Origin of the sequence: Paeniglutamicibacter sp. NPDC091659, from assembly GCF_044756805.1 — a bacterium.
Taxonomy (GTDB): domain Bacteria; phylum Actinomycetota; class Actinomycetes; order Actinomycetales; family Micrococcaceae; genus Paeniglutamicibacter.
In genome coordinates this window covers 306,944-329,770 of sequence record NZ_JBIVTO010000003.1, presented here as the reverse complement: position 1 = coordinate 329,770, position 22,827 = coordinate 306,944, and the positions used below count along the sequence as shown (strand labels likewise).

Annotated in this window: 24 protein-coding genes and 1 tRNA gene; 11 read left to right on the top strand and 14 right to left on the bottom strand. The window is 64.9% G+C overall.

The features are described from left to right. Window positions 1–172 precede the first annotated feature (172 nt). The 5 genes from ACIQLF_RS09050 to ACIQLF_RS09030 all read right to left on the bottom strand — a co-directional run bounded on the left by ACIQLF_RS09050 (window position 173) and on the right by ACIQLF_RS09030 (window position 5,702). The gene (locus ACIQLF_RS09050) at window positions 173–937 is read right to left on the bottom strand and encodes a hypothetical protein (protein WP_400297066.1); all 765 of its coding nucleotides are present in this window, start codon (window positions 935–937) and stop codon (window positions 173–175) included. A gap of 235 nt (window positions 938–1,172) precedes the next feature. Continuing rightward, window positions 1,173–2,171: a 23S rRNA (guanosine(2251)-2'-O)-methyltransferase RlmB gene (rlmB, locus tag ACIQLF_RS09045; RefSeq protein ID WP_400297063.1), complete on the bottom strand. Its 999-nt coding sequence runs from the start codon at window positions 2,169–2,171 to the stop codon at window positions 1,173–1,175. A gap of 104 nt (window positions 2,172–2,275) precedes the next feature. Beyond that, a complete protein-coding gene (gene cysS / locus ACIQLF_RS09040) occupies window positions 2,276–3,745 on the bottom strand; it encodes a cysteine--tRNA ligase (RefSeq protein WP_400297060.1) in 1,470 nt (489 codons plus the stop codon). A gap of 53 nt (window positions 3,746–3,798) precedes the next feature. After that, window positions 3,799–5,085 carry a 2-C-methyl-D-erythritol 4-phosphate cytidylyltransferase gene (gene ispD, locus ACIQLF_RS09035; protein ID WP_400297057.1) on the bottom strand — a complete coding sequence of 429 codons (1,287 nt, stop codon included), beginning with the start codon at window positions 5,083–5,085 and terminating at the stop codon, window positions 3,799–3,801. Between the two features lie 134 nt (window positions 5,086–5,219). Beyond that, window positions 5,220–5,702 (bottom strand): CarD family transcriptional regulator, encoded by a 483-nt coding sequence (locus tag ACIQLF_RS09030; protein WP_210002057.1) that lies wholly within the window; start codon window positions 5,700–5,702, stop codon window positions 5,220–5,222. A 311-nt stretch (window positions 5,703–6,013) separates the two neighbouring features. Here ACIQLF_RS09030 and ACIQLF_RS09025 point away from each other — a divergent pair, with 311 nt between their 5' ends. Further along, entirely contained in the window at window positions 6,014–6,544 is a 531-nt protein-coding gene (locus ACIQLF_RS09025; protein WP_400297054.1) for a hypothetical protein, read from the top strand. Window positions 6,545–6,745: 201 nt separating this feature from the next. Here the strand turns inward: ACIQLF_RS09025 and ACIQLF_RS09020 are convergent, their stop codons facing one another. Both ACIQLF_RS09020 and ACIQLF_RS09015 read right to left on the bottom strand, forming a co-directional pair. Next, entirely contained in the window at window positions 6,746–7,426 is a 681-nt protein-coding gene (locus tag ACIQLF_RS09020; protein WP_400297052.1) for a response regulator, read from the bottom strand. Next, window positions 7,423–8,640 (bottom strand): sensor histidine kinase, encoded by a 1,218-nt coding sequence (locus ACIQLF_RS09015; RefSeq protein WP_400297049.1) that lies wholly within the window; start codon window positions 8,638–8,640, stop codon window positions 7,423–7,425. The genes ACIQLF_RS09020 and ACIQLF_RS09015 overlap by 4 nt, the downstream gene beginning before the upstream one ends. Window positions 8,641–8,819: 179 nt before the next feature. On the opposite strand from ACIQLF_RS09015, the gene phoU reads away from it, so the two are divergent. After that, window positions 8,820–9,479, top strand: coding sequence for a phosphate signaling complex protein PhoU (gene phoU, locus ACIQLF_RS09010; RefSeq protein WP_400297046.1), 660 nt, complete (start codon window positions 8,820–8,822; stop codon window positions 9,477–9,479). 116 nt (window positions 9,480–9,595) lie between these two features. Here phoU and ACIQLF_RS09005 read toward each other — a convergent pair whose 3' ends face one another. Together ACIQLF_RS09005 and ACIQLF_RS09000 are read right to left on the bottom strand one after the other, a co-directional pair. Further along, window positions 9,596–9,898: a DUF4193 domain-containing protein gene (locus ACIQLF_RS09005; protein ID WP_400297043.1), complete on the bottom strand. Its 303-nt coding sequence runs from the start codon at window positions 9,896–9,898 to the stop codon at window positions 9,596–9,598. A 371-nt stretch (window positions 9,899–10,269) separates the two neighbouring features. After that, window positions 10,270–11,016, bottom strand: a complete 747-nt coding sequence (locus ACIQLF_RS09000; protein WP_400297041.1) for a phosphoglyceromutase — start codon at window positions 11,014–11,016, stop codon at window positions 10,270–10,272. 85 nt (window positions 11,017–11,101) lie between these two features. Between ACIQLF_RS09000 and ACIQLF_RS08995 the strand changes: the two genes are divergently transcribed. Continuing rightward, on the top strand, window positions 11,102–11,953 hold the full coding sequence (locus tag ACIQLF_RS08995; RefSeq protein WP_400297038.1) for a class I SAM-dependent methyltransferase: 852 nt from the start codon (window positions 11,102–11,104) through the stop codon (window positions 11,951–11,953). Window positions 11,954–12,070: 117 nt separating this feature from the next. Here ACIQLF_RS08995 and ACIQLF_RS08990 read toward each other — a convergent pair whose 3' ends face one another. Then, on the bottom strand, window positions 12,071–12,379 hold the full coding sequence (locus ACIQLF_RS08990) for a DUF2516 family protein (RefSeq protein WP_400297036.1): 309 nt from the start codon (window positions 12,377–12,379) through the stop codon (window positions 12,071–12,073). A gap of 68 nt (window positions 12,380–12,447) precedes the next feature. Continuing rightward, window positions 12,448–13,590, bottom strand: coding sequence for a trans-sulfuration enzyme family protein (locus ACIQLF_RS08985; protein WP_400297033.1), 1,143 nt, complete (start codon window positions 13,588–13,590; stop codon window positions 12,448–12,450). Between the two features lie 173 nt (window positions 13,591–13,763). Here ACIQLF_RS08985 and tmk point away from each other — a divergent pair, with 173 nt between their 5' ends. From tmk to ACIQLF_RS08955, 6 genes are all read left to right on the top strand, one after another. Beyond that, the gene (gene tmk / locus ACIQLF_RS08980) at window positions 13,764–14,444 is read left to right on the top strand and encodes a dTMP kinase (protein WP_400297031.1); all 681 of its coding nucleotides are present in this window, start codon (window positions 13,764–13,766) and stop codon (window positions 14,442–14,444) included. Next, a complete protein-coding gene (locus tag ACIQLF_RS08975) occupies window positions 14,441–15,589 on the top strand; it encodes a DNA polymerase III subunit delta' (RefSeq protein WP_400297028.1) in 1,149 nt (382 codons plus the stop codon). The genes tmk and ACIQLF_RS08975 overlap by 4 nt, the downstream gene beginning before the upstream one ends. 35 nt (window positions 15,590–15,624) lie before the next feature. Further along, a complete protein-coding gene (locus ACIQLF_RS08970; protein ID WP_400297025.1) occupies window positions 15,625–17,181 on the top strand; it encodes an alpha/beta hydrolase in 1,557 nt (518 codons plus the stop codon). Window positions 17,182–17,282: 101 nt separating this feature from the next. Further along, window positions 17,283–17,355, top strand: a tRNA-Thr gene (locus ACIQLF_RS08965). Window positions 17,356–17,457: 102 nt separating this feature from the next. Next, a complete protein-coding gene (locus tag ACIQLF_RS08960; RefSeq protein ID WP_400297023.1) occupies window positions 17,458–17,952 on the top strand; it encodes a MepB family protein in 495 nt (164 codons plus the stop codon). A gap of 9 nt (window positions 17,953–17,961) precedes the next feature. Then, a complete protein-coding gene (locus tag ACIQLF_RS08955) occupies window positions 17,962–18,531 on the top strand; it encodes a GNAT family N-acetyltransferase (protein ID WP_400297020.1) in 570 nt (189 codons plus the stop codon). Window positions 18,532–18,632: 101 nt separating this feature from the next. Here the strand turns inward: ACIQLF_RS08955 and ACIQLF_RS08950 are convergent, their stop codons facing one another. Beyond that, on the bottom strand, window positions 18,633–19,478 hold the full coding sequence (locus ACIQLF_RS08950; protein WP_400297016.1) for an aldo/keto reductase: 846 nt from the start codon (window positions 19,476–19,478) through the stop codon (window positions 18,633–18,635). Between the two features lie 161 nt (window positions 19,479–19,639). Between ACIQLF_RS08950 and ACIQLF_RS08945 the strand changes: the two genes are divergently transcribed. Next, a complete protein-coding gene (locus ACIQLF_RS08945) occupies window positions 19,640–20,176 on the top strand; it encodes an RNA polymerase sigma factor (RefSeq protein WP_400297013.1) in 537 nt (178 codons plus the stop codon). After that, window positions 20,173–21,405, top strand: coding sequence for a hypothetical protein (locus tag ACIQLF_RS08940; protein ID WP_400297011.1), 1,233 nt, complete (start codon window positions 20,173–20,175; stop codon window positions 21,403–21,405). Before ACIQLF_RS08945 ends, ACIQLF_RS08940 begins: the two co-directional genes overlap by 4 nt. Before the next feature lie 80 nt (window positions 21,406–21,485). Here the strand turns inward: ACIQLF_RS08940 and ACIQLF_RS08935 are convergent, their stop codons facing one another. Next, entirely contained in the window at window positions 21,486–21,974 is a 489-nt protein-coding gene (locus tag ACIQLF_RS08935; protein WP_387530947.1) for a hypothetical protein, read from the bottom strand. Between the two features lie 49 nt (window positions 21,975–22,023). Next, window positions 22,024–22,755, bottom strand: a complete 732-nt coding sequence (locus ACIQLF_RS08930) for a proteasome activator (RefSeq protein WP_400297008.1) — start codon at window positions 22,753–22,755, stop codon at window positions 22,024–22,026. Window positions 22,756–22,827 lie beyond the last annotated feature (72 nt).

The window sequence follows — 22,827 nt, the reverse complement described above, 5'->3', positions numbered from 1 at the left end:
CCTTTGCCCCGGATGTCCAAACGGCAGGTGTCCCGCCGCCCGGCACCCGGAAACCCCGCAAAGACGGGGGCCACAGCCCCTCGGCCTTCGAAAAGACGGCAATTTAGCCCGAACCGACTCCTGTGAACTGGCTCACTACTCCTTGGGGGTCGCCTACGCTATTCAGGGGAGCTCATTCCTCGCCTTCGAATCCCTCGGCCTGCACCAGACAGATGGTGTCGGGGTCCTCGGTGGAGTAGTGCCCGAGCGGATCGGCATACTCAACCCATGTACCGGTGGGTTCCAGGTACTCGAACCGGTACTTGGTGCCTAGACCGACGCCTGGAATGAAGATCTCCCAAATCCAGCTATTTCCGAGCCTCCGCATGGCGTGGGTCGACCCATTCCAGATATTGAAGTCCCCGCAAACCCTCACTGCCGTCACGTCTTCGCAGTGAACCACGAATCCCGTGCCTTCAACCTCCCCCATGGGAGATGTGTAGTGCTGCAGGTGTGCGCCGAGCAAATGCCGCTGCACTTCCGGGCCCCCGGTCCGCAACCGGTACAGCTCCAGTTCCCCCAGCCGGGGCGCATGCCTATAAGGATCGTCAAGGGTCACCGTCGACCCGTCCACCGCGATCCGCTGGATCCGGTAATCGGGAACGCGCCCGATCTCCTTGGATTCGAGCAGCGCAACCCAGATGTCCCCGAGCTCGCGGTGCATGGGGAATGTCCCGGCGCCGCTGAGAACATTCACGCCGCCGACTCCGCGCTGCAGGGTCCGTACTCCGACGTGCCCGACCAGGTTCAGGTGGGGTCCGAGCACGGCATGCGGAGCCCTGTACTCCCCGCGGTCGACGGCTTCGAGCACGGGGAGCTGCACATGCAACGGCGCACCCAACGATTCATCGAGTCGGTGTGGTGCATAGTCATCGGATTCGATCTGCGACTGCCCCATGGCAACATCCCCGCTCCCCTCACAGGCGCCGCCCGGCCAAATCGTGGTTGCGTCGGTCGTGCGCATTTGAACTGCTCAAGCAATAATCCGGCTCGCCACCCACGCTACCGAGAATCACCCTGCCTGGGAATAGCCGTTAAACGAGAGTGGTTCCCGGATCCTTGTTGGATCCGGGAACCACCGTCGTTTGTTCTATGCCGCCCTGCGCGGTTCGGCGCAGGGAAGCCAAGGGCGCTTAGACGCTGCGCTTGCGCGAAACCTCGTAGAGGGTGATGCCCACGGCCATCGACGCGTTCAGCGACTCCATGCCGGAGTTGATCGGGATCGACACGATCGAATCGCAGTTTTCGCGGACCAGGCGGGACAGGCCCTTGCCCTCGGAACCAACCACGATGCACAGCGGCTCGGTGGCCAGGCCGAGGTCGGGAAGCGAAACGTCACCGTCGCCGTCCAGGCCGATCACGAAGACGCCGGCTTCCTTCATGCCCTTGAGCGTGGAGTTAAGGTTCGGAGCGCGGGTCACGGGAACGCGAACAGCGGCGCCGGCGCTGGTCTTCCAGGCCGAGGCGGTCAGGCCGACGGAGCGGCGCTCCGGGACGATCACTGCGTGGGCGTTGAAGGCCGAGGCCGAACGGATGATCGCGCCGAGGTTGCGCGGATCGGTGATGCCGTCGAGCGCAATGAACAACGGGGCGTTCTTGACGTGGCCCTTGTTGAACTTGGCGATGGTCGACTTGACGGTCTCCAACGCATCCTTGTAGTCGTACGGCGGAATCTGCAGGACCAGGCCCTGGTGGATGGCCTCGTCGGTCATGCGGTCGAGTTCCGGCTTGCCGGTTTCCATCACCGGGATGCCGCGCTCGGCGGCGATCTTCAGGGATTCGCGCACGCGCTCGTCAACGTCGATGCGGATGGCGATGTACATGGCCTTGGCCGGGATGCCTGCGCGCAATGCCTCGACGACCGAGTTGCGGCCGGTGACCAATTCTTCGCTGCCCTTGGCACGTCCGCCGCTGCGGCCGCGCGATGGTGCGCCGCCCTTGGACGGTGCGCGCTTGGCGGCGGAGCGCTCGGCGAGCTCCTTGTTCTTGAAGGCCTTGTGGTACGGGCGGTCCTCGGCCTTGGGCGTCGGGCCCTTGCCTTCGAGGGCCTTGCGGCCGTATCCGCCGGTTCCGACGGAGGGGCCCTTCTTGCTCTTGCGTACGGCGCCGGAGCGCTTCTGTGCAGCAGACATGATGGTGTATTCCTTGGGTCGGGGCGGATTGCACGGCGATTTCACTCGCCGCCTACCTATTTTAGCGACACGTTGCGCAAAAATAATGCGCTTTGTGGGGCAACTTACGCTTTCAGGCTCCAGCGGGCGCCGTCCGCGGAATCCTCCACGACGATTCCGGCGGCGGCCAGGGTGTCGCGGATGGCGTCCGACCGGGCCCAGTCCTTGGCCGCGCGGGCGGCCGCGCGGTCGGCAAGCTGCGCTGCGACCAAGACGTCGAGCGCAGCGCCCTGTGCAGCGTTCGCGGCACCGCCCTGTTCGATGGTGTCATCCAGGCCGAGGGCGTAGGTCATGGCCATGACCTGCTGCATCGCCTCGTCGGCGGTGTCCGTGTCGCCGGCGGCAAGCGCGGTGTTGCCGCGGCGCACCGTTTCGTGCAGCGCGGCCAGGGCCTGGGGCACATTGAGGTCGTCGTTCATCGCGGCGGCGAAGGCCTCGGTGACCTCGAAGTGGTGCATGTCGATGGAGAAGTCGTCGTTCGGGCCGACACCGTGGATGCGGGCCAGCGCGTTGGCGACGAACCCGTCGATGCGCTCCACCGCGGCTCCGGCCTCCGCCAGGGATTCGGGGCGGTAGTCCAGCTGGGAGCGGTAGTGCGCTTGGCCCAGGAAGTAGCGGACCACGCGGGGGGTGGCCAGTTCCAGCATCTGCGCCGGCGAAATGGTGTTGCCGATCGACTTGGACATCTTCTCGCCCTGGTAGGTGACCATGCCGTTGTGCATCCAGAAGTTGGCGAAGTCGTGGCCGGCGGCCATCGACTGGGCCATCTCGTTCTCGTGGTGCGGGAAGCGCAGGTCGAGGCCGCCGCCGTGGATGTCGAAGGCGGTGCCGAGGTACTTGGTGACCATGGCGGAGCATTCCAGGTGCCAGCCCGGGCGGCCGGCGCCCCAGGGGCTCGGCCAGGAGGCGGTTTCCGGGTCGGTGGCCTTGTGGCCCTTCCAGAGGGCGAAGTCGCGCGGATCGCGCTTGCCGCGCGGATCGGCGTCCGGGGCGCCCTGCATGTCGTCGACGTTCTGGTGGGTCAGCGAGCCGTAGGCCGGGAAGGAGCGCACGTCGAAGTACACGTCGCCGGAGCCGTCAAGCGCCGGGTAGGCGTGGCCGCGTTCGATCAGCGTATTGATCAGCTGGTGCATCTCGGTGATGTGCCCGGTGGCGCGCGGCTCGTAGGTCGGTCGGCGCACGCCCAGGGTGTCGTACGCGGAGGCGAACTCCTGCTCGAAGCGGTAGGCCAGCGCGAACCAGGGTTCGTTGGCGAAGTAGTCCTCGTCGCCCTCGAAGTCCTCGCCGAAGGAGGCCGCGGACTTCTCCAGGATCTTGTCGTCAATGTCCGTCACATTGCGCACCACGGTGACCTCGTAGCCGCGGTTTTCCAGCCAGCGGGTGAGGATGTCGAAGGCGATGGCGCTGCGCACGTGGCCCACGTGCGGCATGCCCTGCACCGTGGCACCGCAGTAGTACAGCCCGACCTTGCCCTCGATCAGGGGGACGAAGTCCCGGGTGGTTGCCTGCTTGGTGTCATAAAAACGGATGCTCACTCCCCAAGGTTATCCGAGGCCGCGCGGATTCACAGGCGGACCTCCCGCGGGGCTCAGCGTTTGACCGAATACACCAGCGCGGTGGCGTAGGCGGTCAGCCCGTCCCCCGTGCCCTCGTAGCCCAAGCCGTCGGAGGTCGTGGCGGTGACGGTGACGGGAGCGCCGGCCGCCTTGCTGAGCACGGCGTCGGCCTCCAGCCGGCGTGCCGCGAACTTGGGGCGGCGCCCCACGAACTGGACGGCCACGTTGCCGATTTCGAAACCGGCCTCGCGCACCAGGCGTGCGGCCTCTGCGAGCAGGGTGGTTCCCGAGGCGCCCGCGTATTCCGGGCGGTCGGTTCCGAAGTGGGTGCCCAGGTCCCCGATCCCGGCGGCGGAAAAGAGCGCGTCGCAGGCGGCATGGGCCACAGCGTCCCCGTCGGAATGCCCGGAGAGTCCTTGGACCCCGGGGAAGTGCAGTCCTGCCAGCCACATGTCGCGTGGTTCGGAAGCGTCGGCGACCGCGTGGACGTCGATGCCGATGCCCGTGCGCGGGATGAGCATGGGGGCAGCCGCCTGCATCGCTTGATCGTCGGGCTGGTTCATGGTGGCGCCTTCCGTTGTGCCCGAGCCCAGCAACGACTGTGCCAGGAGCAGGTCCATGGGGGTTGTGATTTTCAGGGCCTCCGGGGATCCGGGGACGGTGTCCACGCGTTCCCCGAGCCGTTCCATGAGCATCGCGTCGTCGGTGATTTCTTCGGCCCGGGCTTTGTCCCAGCCGTCGGCTTGGGCATGGGCCTCGATCAGCGTGGCCGCGTGGAAGCCCTGCGGTGTTTGCACGGCGCGCAGGAACTCACGGGCGGGGGTTCCAGTCACGTGCGGTTGTTCGGCCCCCGTGTCCTGGGAGACGGTCTTGATGGTGTCCACCACCGGCAGCACCGGGATCACGGACGTTGCGCCACCGGCAAGTGCTCCCGCCACGGAGTCGAAGACCTCCGGCGGGGTCAAGCACCGTGCGGCGTCGTGGATCAATACCTGTTCGACGCCTGGGCCGAGCGCGGACAGGCCCGCTCGCACCGAGTCGTTGCGGGTGCTTCCCCCGATGACCGTCCGCGGGCGCAACTCGTGCCTGGCGCAGAGCGCCCCCAGCTCGCTGTCCCCCGCGGGCAAGACGACGATGACCTCGTCGGCGCAAGTTGCCATGGCGATGCGGTCGAGCGCATGCTCCAGCAGCGTCCGGTTGTTCAGGGGAACCAGTGCCTTGGGCATGCCGTACCCCAGCCGGGTTCCGGATCCGGCCGCCACGACGATGACGGCCGTGCGCTTGGTCGGCTTGGCGCTTTTCGGGTTTTCTGCACTCACCACACCAGCCTATCCGTGTTGCCGTGTCCTCCCCGGGAGGGAGGCGCTTGGACGCTTAAAACGCCGATGGGGTCCGCAACATCTTTCGATGTTTCGGACCCCATCGGGATCAAGCATTGCAAAATTTGTGGTTGCTACGAGGCAAGAACCTCGTCAAGCACGCTTTCGGCTTTGTCTTCGTCAAGTTTCTTGGCCAGCGCAAGTTCGCTGATCAGGATCTGGCGGGCCTTTGCCAACATACGCTTTTCGCCGGCGGAAAGGCCACGGTCGTGGTCTCGGCGCCAAAGGTCTCGCACGACCTCGGCAACCTTGATGACGTCACCTGAAGCAAGCTTCTCCAGGTTCGCCTTGTAACGGCGGGACCAGTTAGTGGGTTCCTCCGTAAACTCGGCCCGCAACACGTCAAAGACGTGATCCAAGCCTTCTTGGCCAACTACATCGCGCACACCAACAAGATCGACATTTTCGGCCGGAACCTCAATCGTCAGATCGCCTTGGGCAACCTTAAGCTTGAGATACATCTTCTCTTCGCCCTTGATGGTGCGCATCTTGATCTCTTCGATCATTGCTGCACCGTGGTGCGGGTAGACAACTGTCTCGCCAACCTCAAAAACCATGTGGATAAACCCCTTTCCCACTTACTAGTTTATCACGGGAATTGCGGAAAATGGTTCGACCGACTCCCCTACTCCCTTGTAATGGCGCGGATTTAGCTCTTCCCAAGTGGCAAAACTAGTGCTATGCAATTTGCCGGTTTCGGTGCCGATTCCAGTCATGATCAGCGCCTTGATGACGCTTGCTCCGGGGGCCAAATCATGCATTCCGGGGAAAAGCGATTAGGCTAGGAGGGAGAGTGGCTCCCTCGGGTGCATCCTGTGTGCCCGCTAGCTCACCCGAACTCGAAACTGATTGAGGAGTTTGTGCCGTGATGACCGCACAGAAAAACCGTGGACGCCGCGCCGTTGCGGCAGCTGCCCTGGCCATGTTGGCCCTTGGCGTTACCAGCTGTGGCGCCATCAACGAACAAGCAACGACCTTCCAGTACGCCGCTTCCGATGGCATCATTCTGAATGTTGCCGATCTTGACGTGCGCAATATGCTGATCGTCACCAAGAGTGCAACCGATGAGGCCCGCCTTCTGGGTTCCGTTGTGAACAACACCGCCACCCCGCAGACCCTGACGGTAGCGCTTGCTACCGGTTCGGTCAGCATCAACGTTCCGGCCAAGACGTCCGTCAAGCTTGAAGATGAAGCCAACAAGACGATCCTGCCCTCCGCCGGCGTAATCCCGGGCAAGCAGGCCAAGGCAACGCTCAGCGTCGGCGGGTCCTCGGAGGAAGTCGGCATCCCGGTTGTCGACGGCACCCTGGAGTCCTACCGCGAGTTCGTCCCGGGCGGCTTCGACCCGAGCGAACTTACCCACCTGACCCCGTCGCCGAAGTCCGAAGAGCACCACTAACCACTTCGCGCTTTGCCGCACGGCAATCCAACGCTTCACAGAACCGGGGTGTGTCCAGATCTTCACCAAGATCGGGACACACCCCGGTTTTTTGTTGCCCCGGCAGGTGGCCCCAACGCATGCGTCGGCCCCGGGGAACCGTGTCCCCGGGGCCGACGCGCGATATGTGGTTGTGGTTCCGGCTCTTGGGCCGAGCGGCGTTTAGGCCTCGAACTTGTAGCCGAGCCCGCGCACCGTCACGAGGTGCACCGGGGCCGCCGGATCCGGTTCGATCTTTGAACGCAGGCGCTTGACGTGCACGTCGAGGGTCTTGGTGTCCCCCACGTAGTCCGAGCCCCACACGCGGTCGATGAGCTGGCCGCGGGTGAGCACGCGACCGGTGTTGCGAAGCAGCAACTCCAGGAGCTCGAACTCCTTCAGCGGCATGGAGACCGGGGTGCTGCGCACCGAAACCACGTGCCGCTCGACGTCCATGCGGACAGGGCCCGCGGCGACGATGTTGCTGACCAGCTCCTCGCTCTCGCCCTGCCTGCGCAGCACCGCACGGATGCGGGCGACAAGTTCACGCGAGGAATAGGGCTTCGTGACGTAGTCATCGGCACCGAGTTCGAGCCCGACGACCTTGTCGATCTCCGAATCCTTGGCGGTCAGCATGATCACCGGCACCTGCGAGGTGGCACGGATCTGCCGGAACACCTCGGTTCCGGGTTGCCCCGGGAGCATCAGGTCCAGCAGCACCAGGTCGGCCCCGTGGCGCTCGAATTCCGTGACGGCGCTAAGCCCGTCATCGGCGACGCGGACCTCGAAGCCTTCCTTCTCCAGCAGGTACGACAGTGGATCTGAGAGCGATTCCTCGTCCTCAACCAACAAAATACGGGTCATCCCCGTCCTCCTTCCGGCCGCGCGGTGCGCGCTTGGGCCGTGTTGTGTTTGGGGTTAATCTCTGCGGGAGCTACCGCGTCTTGGTCAGGTGTTTCGTCCAAAATTGGCAGGCGAACGGTGAAGGTCGATCCTTGGCCAGGCTGGGACCATACGGTGATCTCGCCGCCGTGGTTGGCCACCACGTGCTTGACGATGCTCAGGCCCAGTCCGGTGCCGCCGGTTTGCCGCGAACGGGCCGCGTCGATGCGGTAGAACCGCTCGAAGATGCGTTCCTGTTCATCGGCGGAAATGCCCGGCCCCTGGTCGGTGACGGAGATCTGGATCAGGCCGTCGCGGTGGCGCACGCCCACGCCGACGGTGGTGTCTGCCGGCGAGTAGCGGATCGCGTTGTCTATCAGGTTGCGCAGTGCGGTCATCAACAGGTCTCGATCGCCGAAGACCGGCTGGTCGACGGTTCCGCCCACCATGATCTTGATGCGCTTTTCCTCGGCCGGGAGCTTGTTGCGGTCAACCGCCTCGGCCAGCACCTCGTTGATGTCGACGATTTCACCCTGCAGCATCACGTTGGTGCCCTGCAGCCGGGAAAGTTCGATGATGTCCTGGACCAGGGCCGCGAGCCGCGCCGATTCCTTGTGCAACCTCGCGGTGAAGCGGCGGACCGCTACCTGGTCGTCGGCAGCCCCTTCGATGGCCTCGGCCAGCAGGGAAATGGCGCCCACCGGCGTCTTGAGCTCGTGGGACACGTTGGCCACGAAGTCATTGCGGACGGCCTCGGTGCGCGTGATTTCGGTGCGGTCGTCGGCCAGCAGGAGGATGTATTCGTCCCCCAGCGGCGCGACGCGCACATGGACGATCAGGCTCGAGGAACCCATGGTGCCCCGGGGCAGCTCGAATTCACGCTCGGCGATGACGCCGTCGGCGCGCACCTTGCGTGCCAGCAACCGCAGTTCATCGTGGATCAGCGTGTGCCCGCGTACCAACCCGTAGGCGTAGGAAGCGGGATTGGCCCGCACCACCCCGTCGACCTCGTCGAGGATGACAAAGGCTCGTCCGATGACCGAGAGCACGGCAGCGGAACCCTCGGGCAGGGTTGGTTCCCCCACGGCGGGCAGGCCACGCCGGCTCCGGACGGAGCCGCGGTACGCCATGATGCCCACAACACCCAGGGCCAAACCGACCAGGCCCGCAATCACGGAAAGCAAGACATCGTTCACACTCTCTAGCCTATCTGCCCCGTACATGCCGGATTGGGCAGAATCACGTATTCGCGAAACTCATTCACTAAACGTTCACCTTGAACCCCCAATTGGTTCATCCGGTGCTGTAAGAATGGACATGAACAGTTCCGTCGTCCGTGCCGGACACGGTGCCACCATCACGAAAGGACGCCCGCGTGCGTAAGGTTTTCCAGGCCGATTTGCAGCAAATCGGTGAAGAGCTCATTCAGATGTCGCAGCTAGTGGCTTCGGCCATGGAACGGGCTTTCGAGTCTTTCCGCAATGCAGACATCGAATTGGCCCAGGAAGTCATCGCCGAGGACGCGAAGATCGATTTTCTGCAGACCCAGCTCGACGAGCGGGCCATCGACGTATTGGCCCTGCAAGGTCCGGTCGCATCGGACCTGCGCATGATCGTGGGCTCCCTGCGCATGAGCGCTTCCCTTGAGCGCATGGGCGACTTGGCCCGACACGTCGCCCAGCTGGCTCGCCTGCGTTTCCCGCAGCCGGTCGTTCCGGCGTCGGTGGCACCCATCTTCACCGAAATGGCGGAGCTCGACATAGTCATTGCGCAGAAGCTGGGAACGTTGCTGGACACTCGCGATCTGACCATCGCCCGCGAAATCATCGAGCTCAACGCCAAGATCAACAAGTTGCACGCCTCGATCTTCAAGGTCGTGGCCGGTGCAGATTGGAACGAGTCCGCTCCAACGACCGCCGACGTCACGCTGACCAGCCGGTACCTGGAACGCTTCGGCGACCACGGCGTGTCGGTTGCCCGCAAGGTTTCCTACCTCGTCACCGGCGAATGGGAGCCGGTAAGCGAGGCCTTCTAGTCATCCGCTTGTCCGCTTAAGACAGCAAACCGCTGGTCTTGCTTGTGCTCGGGGTTTTTCCCCGGCCATTGCAAGGCCAGCGGTATTTGTTTGTCGGTAGGTCCAAAGGCCCGGTGCTAGCCCTCGCACTCGAGGCAGTAGCCCACGCCGTTGGCTTCGCGGGCAAGCTGCGAGCGGTGGCGAATCAGGAAGCACGAACCACAGAGGAACTCGTCTTCCTTTTGCGGAACAACGGTGACCGTCAGTTCCTCGTTGGACAGATCGCCACCCGGCAGTTCAACGCCGTCGGAGGTGTCGGCCTCGTCCAGATCCAATCCCACGCTGCGTGCGTCAGGGGCGTTGGCGGACTTTACCGCGTCAAGGGAGGCCTTGCGGGCCTCGGCTACGTCCGGACGGACTTCATCATAGTCAGTTGCCACGAATTGCGATCCTTACGTGATTCAGGGGTACGTCGAGACAGCACAGTACCGCATCAACCAGTGCGTGCACCCTCTTGCACCCGATTTATCTCTTTGCGTTAACAAATTAAGTCCGGTTGCGGTCAATCGGCCACCGCCGCTCCGGCATTCGGAGGCGTCTCGGGCCGGCATCTCCACCATGGGTCTGCGGGTATTCGCCGACAATCCGGGCGATGTCGACGTTCAGCTCGAAGAGCCTCAGCACCTTTCCGTCTTCCGCGCCGATCGTTTAAACACCGATCTATTAAACACCGATGGGCTTGTTTTCCTTCCCGTGCGGGGAAGGAAAACAAGCCCATCGGCTCCCCGCAGCGGCGGGGAAAATCGGGTCCTTAGTGGCGGCCCTGGTTTGCAACGGCCTTGATGGCGTCCGCAGCAGCGGCAGCGTCAAGGTACTTGCCACCCGGGGTCACCGGGGTGAAGTCTTCGTTCAGTTCGTACACCAGCGGGATGCCGGTCGGGATGTTCAGCCCGGCGATGTCCTCGTCGCTGATGCCGTCAAGGTGCTTGACCAGTGCGCGCAGCGAGTTGCCGTGCGCGGTGACCAGAACGGTCTTGCCCGAGGCCAGATCCGGCTTGATCTCGTCTTCCCAGTACGGAAGCATGCGCACGAGGACGTCCTTGAGGCACTCGGTGCGCGGGGCGTCGTCACCCAGGTCCGCGTAGCGCGGATCGTTGATCTGGCTGAATTCCGAATCGTCGGCCAGCGGCGGCGGCGGGGTGTCGTAGCTGCGGCGCCATTCCATGAACTGCTCTTCGCCGTATTCGGCCAAGGTCTGCGCCTTGTCCTTGCCCTGCAGGGCGCCGTAGTGGCGTTCGTTCAGGCGCCAGCTGCGCTTGACCGGGATCCAGCTCAGGTCCGCGGACTCGAGCGCCAGGTTGGCGGTGATGATGGCCCGCTTCAGCAGCGAGGTGTGCAGCACCGACGGGGCCAGGCCGGCCTCGGTGAGCAGCTCGCCGCCGCGGGTGGCTTCGGCACGGCCCTGCTCGGTGAGCGTGACGTCGTACCAACCGGTGAACAGGTTCTTCTCGTTCCACTCGCTTTGCCCGTGGCGAAGCAGGATCAGGGTGTAAGTCATGAACCCATTCTATCGAGGGTGAAGTGCCTTACTTTGTTTCGTGACTCCTAGGCGTCGCGGTGTCGGACACTTTAGGATTAAATCAATGGTTCAGAAAGCGACTCGGCTCGGCGGACGGTCGCGAACCGGTCGCCCCTTGGGCCATGCCACCCGTGGCACCACAAACCCCAACCGGATGCGCCGGGTCGACCGCTGGATGACGGGTCCCCAGGGCTGGCGTTTGCGCCCCGCCGTCACCGGCGCACCTCCCATTGCCGTCGATCTTGGATACGGCGCATCGCCCGCCACCGCCGTCGAGTTCTTTGAACGGGTGCGCGCGGTCTCCCCGCAGGCCATGGTCTTCGGCATCGAAATCGAACCCGAGCGCGTGGCACGCGGCACCGCGCTTGACGTCGATGGCCTCGAATTCCGTCTGGGCGGGTTCGAGATCCCGGTGTCCTCCCCCGTCACCGTCATTCGCGCCTTCAACGTCCTGCGCCAGTACGACGAGGCCGACGTCGCCGGCATCTGGGACACCATGTGTTCCAGGCTCACCGAGAACGGGGTGCTCATCGAGGGCACCTGCGACGAGATCGGCCGACGCAGTTCCTGGGTCGCCGTCACCAGGGACGGACCGCAATCCCTGAGCATCTCCCTGCGCTTCGGGGCCTTCACGCTTCCCTCGGATGTCGCGGAACGGCTGCCGAAGGCACTGATCCACCGCAACATCGAGGGCGAGCGGATCCATGACTTCCTGCGGGCCGCGGACGCGGCCTGGCTGGCCGCGGCCCCCTTGGCGTCGTTCGGCAACAAGCAGCGGTTCGTGGCAATGTGCCGCACGCTGCGCGCAACCGGCTGGCCCATCTGCGATTCGGCGGCGCGCTGGCGCCTGGGCGAAATGACCGTCCGTTGGGAAGCCGTGGCCCCGCGCACCGGCGCACTCGCCCACGCCGGCTGAGCCCGGCCGGCAGCCGGTCAACCACCCATCAACGCAAAAAATCGCGGCAGCAACACCCCGCAAACGGGATGTCGCCGCCGCGACCGAATTCTTGCGCCTTGCGGGCAGGCTGCCCGTCTAGTACGGGTAGTAGCCGCCCTTGCCCGACACCGCGGGCTTCACGTCCGCCATGTACACGCAGGCGATGCAGGCGCCGATGAGCTGGAAGACGCCGCCACCGCCGCCGGCGGAAAGCGCCGTCAGGCCGCACACCAGCACCGCGGCGCCGGTCATCGCCATCCAGAACGGCTTGGTCCGCTTGCCCTCGCGCACGAAGTTCGCGGCGGGACGGCGCACGGCATCGACCAGGGCCATGATCGCAATGACGGCCGCAACGATGCTGAGCGCTTTCATCAGGTAAAACTCAAACGCTAGGGCATAAAACATGGTTTCAGCTTAGCCGCATCAACCCCGCGGGTGCCGCAATGCTGCCCGCCGAGTTCCGCGTTTCGGGGTCAGGAACGCGCCAGCGCCTGGTCCAGGTCCCGGTAGAGGTCCTCGACGTTCTCGATTCCGACGCTCAACCGCACCAGGTTTTCCGGCACCGACTCCGGCTCTCCGGCATGGCGGCGGCGGCGTTCGGCCAGGGATTCGACCCCGCCCAGGCTCGTGGCAGGGGTCCACAGGCGCAGCTTCGCCAGCATCGCGTCGGCCGCGGCGGCGCCGGCTTCCAGTTCGATGCACAGGATGGAACCGAACCCGTCCATCTGCGCCGCGGCGCGGGCGTGGCCCGGGTCGTCGGGCAGGCCCGGGTAGCGGACCCGGGAGATCGCCGGGTGCCCGCTGAGCCTGGCGGCGAGCTCGCGCGCGTTGGCCTCGGCCTTTTCCAGGCGCAGCGCCATGGTCCGGATGCCGCGCAGCGTCAGCCAGGCCTCGAACGGTCCGGGGATCGCGCCGTGCAGGGTGCGCATCCCGTGCAGCCTGGCGTGCAGCTCGGGGTTGCGGGTCACCACGGCGCCGAGCACCACGTCAGAGTGCCCGCCCATGTACTTGGTGGCCGAATGCACCACGACGTCGGCGCCGAGCTGCAGCGGGCGCTGGAGCAGCGGGGTGGAGAAGGTGTTGTCCACGACGGTGAGCACGCCCATGGCGCGCGCCGCCTTCAGCAGCTCCGGAAGGTCCGCGACCTCCAACATCGGGTTGGTCGGCGATTCAAGCCAGGCCATGTCCGCCCCGTCGAACGCGGCGATCGTCGCCTCGGTGTCGGCCAGCTCCACGCGGCGCACCGTCAGGCCCAGTGTCTTTTCCAGCTCGGCGACCAGGGCCAGCGACCCGTTGTAGGCATGGCGCGGAATCACGAGCGTTCCACCGACGGGAAGCAGCGAGAGTCCCGCGGCGACCGCGGCCATGCCCGAGGCGTAGGCAAGGGCCGGCAGTTCGCAGTCCTCGAGCTGTGCGATCGTCGCTTCCAGCGGGTCCCACGTCGGGTTGGTGAACCGTCCGTAGACCTTCTCCCCCGCGCCTGATTCCCCCAGCGAGTAGAACGTCGAGGAAAGCACGATGGGCGGGTTCACCGGCTGGTCGGTTTCGTGCGGCGGGCGTCCGGCTGCCACCACGATGGTGTCCGGGGCCCAGGAAGTCTTGTCACTGGCAGTCATGCTTTTCAGGTTACTCCGGGCCCGGCCCGCGCCCCCAGCTCGATGACGAACCGCCGCTGCGCTGTGACAGCCTCGGCAGCGGCGCCATCCGGCCCGGCCAACTCGGGAACCAACGGCCCAACTGCCCGTCCGGACGACTCACCGTCCCACCCCAATAGAGATAGGCTAGGACGGTGAGTTCGACGCAGCAGAATCCTAGATCAGCAGGCCGCTTCATTGTCTTCGAAGGCGGGGACGGCGCCGGGAAATCGACGCAGGCTGCCCTGCTGAGCGCCGAGCTGCGCAAAAACGGCCACGCCGTCCTGCAAACCCGCGAACCCGGTGGCACCCAGATCGGCGAAAAGCTCCGTTCCCTGGTGCTGGACCACGGGCAGGGCACCGTCGACGCGCGCACCGAGGCCCTGATGTACGCGGCTGCACGCGCCGCCCACGTCGAACAGGTGATCCGCCCGGCGCTGGCCGCCGGCACCATGGTGGTCTGCGACAGGTTCATCGACTCCTCCCTGGCCTACCAGGGCATCGGCCGCGCCCTGGGCGAGGATGCGGTGCGTTCCATCAACGAATTCGCCACCGGCGGGCTTGGCCCCGACCTGACGGTGCTGCTGGACGTCGCCCCCGCGGCGGGCCGTTCGCGACGCACCACCGGAGTCGACGGGGCACCCGTGGCCGAGGACCGGCTGGAATCGGAACCTGACGAGTTCCATGCCCGCATCCGCGAGGCCTTCCTCCACTTTGCCGGCCGCGACCCGCAGCGCTACGTGGTTCTCGATGCGACAAAGAGCGTCGACGAACTTGCCGCCGCCATCAGCAGCGCCGTCGCCGCCCTTCCGGAAGCCTCCGGGTACCTGTCGTGAGTGTCTGGGACGACCTGCCGGGCCAGGGGAAAACCATCACAGCGCTTTCCCGCGCCGTGGCCGAAGGCAACCCGTCACACGCCTGGTTGTTCACCGGCCCTCCCGGCTCCGGGCGCTCGAACGCCGCGCGGGCCTTCGCCGCCGCCCTGCAATGCACGGTCCCCGATGCGGCAAACCGCGGCTGCGGACAGTGCAAGGCCTGCGTGACCGTGCTGGCCGGCACCCACCCCGATGTCGCGCTGATCGCCACCGAGAAGGTCAACTACCAGATCGAAGACGTCCGCGAGCTGATCACCAAGGCCCAGGACCGTCCCTCCACCGCCCCGTGGCGCGTGATCATCGTCGAGGACGCCGACCGGATGACCGAGCGCACCACCAACGTGCTGCTCAAGTCCATCGAGGAGCCTCCCCCGCACACCATCTGGATCCTGTGCGCCCCCTCCCCCGCCGACGTGCTGGTGACGATCCGTTCGCGCTGCCGCTCGGTGTCGCTTTCGGTGCCCACCAGGGCCGCCGTTGCCGAACTGCTGGTCCGCCGCGACGGGCTTTCGGAGGCCCAGGCCGACTTCGCTGCCCGCATCTCCCAGTCGCACATCGGCATTGCCAGGCGTCTTGCCCGCGACGAGGACGCCAGGCGTCGCCGCGACCGCACCGTGCGCATGCCGCTGCGCGTCCGCGGGGTCGCCGACGCGGTGATGGCAGCGGCCGAGCTGGTGGACCTTTCCACTGCCGAGGCCACCGCCGCCGCGACCGAACGCGCCGAGGCCGAGGCCACCGCACTGCGCACGGCCCTCGGGCTGGACGCCGACGCCCCGGTTCCGCCCCAGCAGCGCAGCCAGTTCAAGGCGCTGGAAGAAAACGCCAAGCGCCGGGCCCGCCGTTCCACGCACGATGCCCTGGATCGCTCGCTGATCGACCTGACCACGTTTTTCCGCGACGTCCTGATGCTGCAGATGAACTCCGGCACCGAACTTGTCAACGACTATCTGGCCGATGACCTGCGGTCCTACGCCGCTGCGTCGCGACCCGAAGCGACGGTGGCCAAGATCGATGCCATCGCCGAGGCACGTACCCGCATCGGTGCAAACGTTGCACCGCTTTTGGCCGTCGAGGCCATGATGGTCGCCCTGCGGCCCAGCAAATAACCGAATATTCCGCCCCACCAGCCTTAGGAGCCAGCATGAGAGCCTTCAGACGCCCAGTGTCCGTGATTGCAGCGTTGGGCGCTGCGGCCCTGTTGCTGACGGCATGTGGTCCAGTCACTACGGCCGACCCGACTTCGACCGTACAAAGCTCGACGGATTCCGCCACCTCATCGACCCGGCCGCCAGCGGCGGACGCAATCCCCGCCGGCCTTGAGAAGTTCTACAAGCAGAAGCTGAAATGGACCAAGTGCGACGAGGCCCTCGAGTGCGCGAAAATCACCGTGCCCATGGACTATTCCAAGCCCGAGGGCGAAACCATGACTCTTGCCATGAACAAGCTCCCGGGCAAGGACGCCCAGGGATCGCTGCTGGTCAATCCCGGCGGTCCCGGCGGATCTGGCCTTGACCTCGTCAAGGATGCGGGCACCACCCTTTTCGGGCAGGATCTACAACGCAGCTTCGACATCGTTGGCTTCGACCCGCGCGGCGTGGGATCCTCGACCCCGGTCAAATGCGAGACAGCTGCCGAACAGGATGCCAGCCGCCAGGAAGAATTCGACACCAGCACCGATGCCGGTTTGGCGATACTGCGCAAAGCCAGCGCCACATACGCTGCGCAGTGCGCACAGCGCACCGGCCCGTCCCTTGGCTTTGTCGACACCAAGTCTGCGGCGCGGGACCTGGACGTCATGCGGGCCCTGCTCGGTGACAAGCAGCTGAACTACCTGGGCTATTCCTACGGCACCTACCTCGGCGCCCACTATGCAGAGCTTTTCCCGCACAACGTCGGCCGTTTGGTTCTTGACGGCGCGCTGGATCCAACGCTGAGCGACCCGGAAATCACCATGGACCAGGCCGTCGGATTCGAAAACGAAATCCGCGCCTACATGCAGGACTGCCTGGACTCGGGCAACTGTCCATTCACCGGCAACCTCGAGGAGGCCCTGACACAACTCCGGGGTGTGCTCGACGGGGTCGAACGCACTCCGATGCTGGCCACCGATGGCAGGAAAGTGCCGATCAACGACTTCATGAATGGCTTCATCCTCCCGCTGTACAACAATGACAGCTGGTTTGCCCTCACCGAGGCCCTACGAAACGTCATTGCCGGGAATGTCGATGACATCCAGTTCTTTGCCGATCTTGCCGCCGGCCGCGAGGAAGACGGAAGCTACCCCAGCAACGGAAATGCCGCGTTCTCTGCAATCAACTGCCTCGACTACCCCATGAACCCAAGTATCGAGGCCATGCGCGCCCAAGAACGCGAGTTAATCGCTGCTGCACCGGTCTTCGGCAAGTACACGGCGTTTGGTGCCATAGGGTGCCAGGACTGGAAGTACCCGCCGACGGGGAACCCCGGCGTGCTCAAGGCCGCAGGCGCAGCCCCGATCGTCGTCGTCGGCACCACCGGGGACCCCGCCACACCGTACAAATGGGCCGAGGCATTAGCCGAACAGCTCGATTCCGCCGTCCTGGTGACCTTCAAGGGGCACGGGCACACAGCCTACGGCCGCTCGAACGAATGCATCTCCAACGCTGTGGAATCGTACTTGATTGACGGCAAGGTTCCCGCCGACGGGCTCACCTGCTAGACCCGCGCGACCGAAGTCTTTGGAACGTGTCGGCACGTCGTTTTGACCGCTGCCGATCCGCTCCTATAAAGTAGTCACTTGTGGTGCTAATACGCCACGGTGCCTCCTTAGCTCAGTTGGTAGAGCGTTTCACTCGTAATGAAAAGGTCGCCAGTTCGATTCTGGCAGGAGGCTCTGATTTACCCCCGGCATTCCGGGGGTTTTTCATTTAACACCGACCTCGAATCCTTCCCCAGGGCGAAGCCACCGGGCCGAACCTGGAAGCAGGAACTTCCGATGCCTCATCGAACGTCGCTCGTCCCGCCCGCACTGGCCAAGCTCCTCGCCCATGCACCGCTGCCGGCAGGCCAGGGCGTCACCGGGTATTTCCCCGATCCGAATCCGGAGGCCCGCGCCTATTCGGGTTGTAGCCTTGCGCTCAACGGCGCGCACGGTGCCGAAATCCACGTGGTGTTCCGTTCCGCGAAGGTCACGCCCACCAAGGCCGGGTTGTTTGTCACGCTGTGGCAGCGCGATGCAGGGGGTGTTACCCGGCCCTACACCGCAGGGGACGACGTGGACGAGTTCTGGATCGCCGCCGAAACCAAGCACGGCTACGGATGCTTCAAGTTTCCCGCCCACGAACTGGCCAAGGCCGGCATCTTGGCCACAGCCAAGAAGCCCGGCAAGCGCGGCTTCCGCCTCTACACTCCTTGGGACACCGACCTCAATGCAGGCGCCACCAAGGCTTGGGCTTGGCAACGCGGGTTCTTCACAGTGTTGAGCCGATAGGCTTTTTCCATGGAAAAACTTTCGCTGCAGACCGAGAACCTTGACCTCGTCCCACCCGCAGCCGATGACATTGACGCCATCTTCGCCGCATGCCAGGATCCCGAAACCCAGAGCTGGGTGCCGATTCCGGTTCCCTATTTGCGCGAACACGCAATCGAATACGCAACCACACACACCGACAAGACGTGGAGCGAAGACACCGAGTACACGTGGACCATCCGATCCGCCGGCACCCTGGCCGGGGTTGTGGGCCTGTACCGGGTAGGCAACGGATCCGCCGACTTGGGCTTCTGGATGGACCCGGCGTTCCGTGGCCAGGGTTTGCTGACCGAAGCGTGCAACGCCGTATTGGACTTTTCCCTCGCGCCGGCTCCGGCAGGCTTGGGATTGGCCCGCATCGGTTGGAACGCCTACGCGGGGAACTTCGGCTCGGCACGCGTCGCCCAGAAGCTGGGCTTCCACTTCGAGGGAATCGCTCGCCTGGGAGCCGCATTGCGCGGGGAACTGCGCAACGATTGGGCGGGTAGCCTTTTGGCCGACGATGACCGCACCGTGCAGCCGTGGTCAATCTTGGCCTAACTGCTGCCCGACACCGGCATTAAATTGCCGTGGGGACCCGCCTGAACGGATCCCCACGGCAAGACGCTTCCCCCTGGCGCAGCCGGGAGGAAAACCGACGTTTAGGCGAAGTCGCTGACGGCCGGGTCGGCGCTGATGCGGCCTTCGAGGCCCTTGTCCAAGGCGTTGATCGCCTCGACATCCTCGGCATCCAAGCGGACGGAAAGGCCTTCGAAGTTCTCGACGATGCGCGACGGCGTGACCGACTTGGGGATCACGATGTTGCCCAGCTCCAGGTGCCAGGCGATAACGACCTGTGCGGGGGACGCCTGGTGCTTTTCGGCGATGGCAACCAACACCGGGTCGCTCAGCAGTTCGCTGCCCTGGCCCAGCGGCGACCAGGACTGGTGCTTGATGCCCTTGGACGCCTCGAACTCGCGCAGTGCCGTCTGCGGGAAGTACGGGTGGGTTTCGACCTGGTTGATGACCGGAAGCACGCCGGTGGCTTCCTCGAGTTCGGCGAGCGCCTCGACAGTGAAGTTGCAAACGCCGATCGACTTCACGCGACCGGACTTCTGCAGCTCGATCAGTGCACGCCAGGTGTCCACGTACTTGCCCTGCTTGGGCTGCAGCCAGTGGATCAGGTACAGGTCGAGGTATTCCAGGCCCAGGCGTTCCATGGAGGCGTCGAAGGCCGCAAGGGTTTCTTCGAAGCCCTGGTCCGCGTTCCAGACCTTGGTGGTGATGAACATGTCTTCACGCGGAACGTCGGTGGCGGCAAGTGCGCGACCGACGCCCTCCTCGTTTCCGTAGATCTTGGCGGTGTCGATGTGGCGGTAGCCGGCGTCGAAGGCCTGCTGGACAACGTCTGTGGCAACGGTGTCTTCGACCTTCCATACGCCGTAGCCAAGCTGCGGGATGGTGTTGCCGTCGTGGAATGTGAGCTCTGGGGAAACAAGGTTCGTCATGTTTTCATCCTGCCACCGCGCGTTGCGAGCGCAGGCAACTGCACGCCGTGATCAGCGCTGGGCGAAATGTTAAGCAACCGTTTCAAGGTTTCGTTGAAACTTGAGAAAAATTCTTGGCTGCGGTGTGTAACACTCGGGCAGCTTTCGGACATAGAAGGAGCATGGACCAAGTGACAATGCTTTCGCGGCCCGGGCCGGCACCCGAAGAACGGTTCGCCGCCGTGCATGCCGACTGCCACGACACAGTCTTCCGATATCTGGCCAGACGGATCGTTCCCGCACACCTGGCAGAGGACCTCACCGGCGAGGTGTTCGTGATCGTCTGGGAAAAGGTGCTGGGTGGCGCCCAACCCGAGGCCGCCTATGTGGTGGCGATTGCCCGGAACCTCCTGCGCGGCGCATACCGGACGTCGGCCAAGGCTTCCAGGCTCCGCAGCGCACTGGCTCTTGAACACATGCGCCCAAGGGTTGAGAACCCCCAGGTAGCCCAGGCACTGGCAACGATGAAGGAACCGGCACGGGAGCTGCTCTTGCTCACCTACTGGGATTCGTTCACCGCAGAGGAAATCGCAGTCATCCTCGACAGCAGCCCCGGGGCCGTCCGGGTCCGCCTGCACCGTGCACGCAAGGCATTCGCCACGGCGCTTGCATCCGATTCAGCATTGCTTGGTTCTTTGGGAAAGGTGGCACGGTCATGACTACGCATTCAACCCCCCGCTCGGATGGAGGACTCGACCCGCACGCGGAACTCCTGTTGCGCGCATCGGATCCATTCACCGACGATCAGGCCAGAGCCATGGAGCACAGCCGTTCAACCAGTGCCGCCATACCGTCCGGCACCTATGTTCCTTCGATTTCACAGCAGGTCGTACCCCTTGCACGGGGCACGAAGGGAGAAACCCGGATGTCCGGTTCATCGACACATCGCACTTCGAAGGGACGTCGATGGGGCATTTACCTGGCCGTTGCCGCCTCCACCGCAATCGTTGCAGGCATCGCAGTCCTCGGCCCCTGGGGCAATGCCCCACAACCGGCCGCCCCGCAACCGGATGCCCCAACACCGTCGATGTCCCCTTCCCCGTCCAGCAGTGAATTCGACGCCAACGACCCGGACCATCGAGCGGCATTCAGGGAAGCCGACGGAAAGCGCATCACCGGCTGGTTGCGTCCCGCACTTCCAACGGATCCCCAAGTGCTACAGCGCACCGGCTGGCTGCTGAACACCTTCACTGTCGCGGGCAACGGTGAGATCACCGACCACGCCGACGGCCCATGGACTCCAATCGATCTCGGCGGCCGCGACACCTCCCTGCTGGGCAAGAACCAGCAGTCAGCCGATCTGGTGGTTGTCGCGACCAAGCAGTCCGACCTGAGCCTCGTCAATCCCGTTCCGGGCCCCTACGGCATCATGGTCTCGGACCCGAAGAAACTGGCTTCAGGCTCCTGGGACAAAGCCTCGAGCCTCATGACCCTGGACGGAACCTATCTGCGGATTCCCGACAACGAATTCAACGGCGCACTATTGGCCCAGTTCGCAACCTTTGAGCTGGCCCATTCCTATACCGGAACGCCCAAGAGCGCGCCCGCGTGGTTCAAGGCATCGGAGTTCCACTCGTACACCGATGCCGACGCCCACTCCTGCATCGCCACCGTTACAAAGTCCGGAAACAAGATCATGTCCTTCCCCGCGGGCTCCACAGCGTCGGGATCGATCGAAGGCGAAGTACTTCCCGATGACATGGTGGCCGAACACCCGCTGCGAATCATGCCCCGGGACGGCTGGTTCTCCGAAGGCAGGGACTCAAAGTTCATCCTCGACACCGGGGCCACCCCGACCACGACGTTCACGGCATGGCCGACCACCGAGGTTGGCACTTGTGGTGCTTACACCGGGGAAATCGTGAAGTTCGCGGGCATCAAGAAATAAGCGCCACTCGCGACGAGCGAGGGGCTGTCGGCCCGGATTCTCCGGTCGACAGCCCCTCGCTCACGTGCATTGCAAAACGTCTAGCGGTGCTTGGCCATTTCGGCCTCGGCCGCGCTGATCCCCTCGGCAACCAGGTCGGCGCGCATGGCGACGTTTTCCAGTCCGGCCGAGGCATAGCCCCAGCGTTCGCCGTCCAGGCGTGACATCGCGGCGACCTGCGCGGTGGTTGCCAAGTCGTTGGCTGCCTTGGACAGCATGCGGTGCACGGCATAGAGCTCGTGCGGAACGTTTTCGCCGGTGCTGGGGTTCTTGGCCTGGGCCTCGACGCAGATCACGCGGACCCTGGATTGCAGCTCCGCCAGATGGTTGGCGATCAGGATCAACGCGTTGTGCAGGTCGTCGTCCTCAATGCCCTCGAGGACCTGGTGCACCCGGTCCAGCGAGCGGCCAAACCGGTCGTAGGCGCGTCGCCACACTCCGTCGCCGAGTTCCTTGGCGTCACGACGCGCATTGCGCGCGGTGGAGAACAGCCCCATCTGCGTTTGTACCCTTGCTTCTGCTGGTTTCAAGGCCGTGCGCCTTGGCGGCGTGAGGGCCGCATTCGTCTGGAATACCAGTCTAGAGGTATTGGCCGTACCCGCTGCTTCCCTCCGGGGGTTCCTTGCCCCCGGACTCCGCGGGGCCTTCCGTCCTGCGGAGTCCGTCGGGGCCCATGCGCTCGGGTTCGCCCTGCTCGTTGATGATGATGCCCGGGGCAACCTGGGTGCCCGGTGGCAGTTGGCGCAGGGCCATGCGCTGGGCCAGCTGCTGGTTGGCAAGCTGCTGTGCCGCCATGGCGGCCTGCAGCCCGTGGAAGACCCCCTCGAGCCAGCCAACCAACTGGGCCTGTGCCACGCGCAGCTCCGCGGTGGTGGGTGTTTCACCCTCCCCGAAGGGCAGCCGGATCCGGTGCAGCTCGGCGGCCAGTTCCGGGGACAGCCCTGTCTCGAGTTCGTGCACGGAGCGCTCGTGGATGTCCGCCATCCGGGCGCGGGCCTGCTCGTCCAGGGGCGCGGATCGGACCTCGTCCAAAAGCTGCTTGATCATGCCGCCTATACGCATGAGCTTCGCGGGTTCCCCCACACCCATGATCTGCTGGCCGTCGCGTTCCGGCTGCGCGGAGGGAACCGGCCTGGCTCCCGGTGCGGGGCCGTCCGCGGGGCCGCGCCCCATGGGTATTGGCTTAACCTCCTGCGGAACATTGTGTTGCCCCGCGGCGAAACCGGGTACCGACGGCCATGGAGTGGCGCCCGGCGATGGCGGGTTTGCTGCCTGCTGGTCTTCCGGGATCTGCGCGCTTTGCTCGGTCATGGCACCATCTTGCCACGGGCGGCCTACCGCGGGGAGGGAGCTTTCCGAGGGTTTCGGGAACGCGACCGGCGG